The organism is Arsenicibacter rosenii, from assembly GCF_001870735.1.
GTDB classification, from domain to species: Bacteria; Bacteroidota; Bacteroidia; order Cytophagales; family Spirosomataceae; genus Arsenicibacter; species Arsenicibacter rosenii.
This window is the reverse complement of sequence record NZ_MORL01000131.1, coordinates 1-1524: the sequence shown is the minus strand read 5'-3', so window position 1 is coordinate 1524 and position 1524 is coordinate 1. Positions and strand designations below refer to the sequence as shown.

1 protein-coding gene is annotated in these 1524 nt (G+C 51.4%); it reads left to right on the top strand.

The window, feature by feature from the left end; all coding sequences use genetic code 11:
- Positions 1–289 precede the first annotated feature (289 nt).
- A partial coding sequence (locus BLX24_RS32430) for a thioredoxin family protein (RefSeq protein WP_177225980.1) occupies positions 290–1524 on the top strand: 1235 nt, incomplete at its 3' end.

Genomic DNA, 1524 nt, shown 5'->3' with positions numbered 1-1524 from the left:
GGCCTGAATGTGAAGCAGGCAGGCACCTATACCCTGACGGCTACCTACACCAACAGTTGCAGCACCAGTGCGCCGGTAACCCGGACGGTAACCGTTAACCGCAATTGCCCGTAAAATAATCACTACCTGTAGTCGGGTTTCTGCTGGTCAGAGCCCGGCCGCAGGTAGCCATTCTTTACCCGAAAGTGTTTATCAACTCATCTTTTCTTATCTCAGTATGTCGTATTCAACTCAAGCCTGTCCAACGCATTATTGTCTTCTCAGCGTTTTTTACCGTGACCGGTATCTGATGCGGTTCATCATAGCCATCATCGTTGCAGTATTGGCATTCAGCAACCTGAATACGTATGCCGGTCAGGTAGACAAACCAAGGTTGTTGATTTTCTATTCAAATTCCTGCGGGCATTGTCAGCAAATGCAGCAAGCCCTTCAACAAAACCCTTCTTTTGTTAAGGATCTGGAGAGCAGGTATCAGGTATCATCCATCGAGATTAACTCTCCGGAGGGACAAGCCGTTGCGCAACACTGGAAGGTGTCATCTGTACCGGCAATGATTATCAATACTCCGCAGTATGGTATTGACCGGATTAACGGTTTTTCAACATTAGACAGACTGAAAACACAGTTGCTCCGGACATCTTCTGAAACAAATAGGCTAACCGGCATACACCGTGATATAACCGGAACAGCAGCCCTCTTCCGGCGTCCTAAACAGGCAGACCTTAGCTGCAACAGCACTATTCCGCACCCCGATACACCATGCCTTCGGGAGCTTTTGGCAGTTGATTCATTCTGCTGTACTAATAACTGGGATAACACATGTGAGCAAGAATATCAGGTAACTTTTCAATGTAGCATACAAAGCACGCCACTGGCATCCCAGACCCTTTGCGTAAATACATCTGCGGTGCCGCTATCTTTTTCCATATCCGGAAGCGGATTCTCCTACCAATGGTATTCCAGCAATACGCCTGTAACCAGCAATTCCAGTGGTACTCTGATAAATGGTGCACAATCGACGACCTATAGCCCACCAACAAGTACATCAGGAACGACCTATTATTACGCCATCGCAACAGGTGACGGAAAAACCCAGACTACATCTATCGCAAGCGTATTCGTCCAGCCTTTGCCTGCTGTTACTGTTACGGGCAACAGTCTTTTATCCTGCACCAATCCCAGCCTGACCCTAACCGCCACGGCATCAACCACCGCCCTTCGCTGGTCAACCGGCCAGACGACGGCGACCATCAGCGTCAGCCAGACCGGTACCTATTCGGTCACCGCTACGGGCGCCAACGGCTGCACTGCGCTCAGCAACAACCTGTCTGTGACGGAGGATTTCAACCTGCCGCCGTTTACCATCTCGTCTGCCACCGTCTGCACCGGGCAGACCATTAACCTTACCGCCAGCGGTTGCAGCGGCCAAATCCTGTGGTCAACCGGTGCGACTACGGCCATGATCACGCTGACCGCGGGCAGCAGCACCAGCGCCCTGACGGCCACCTGCACTGTGGGCAGCTG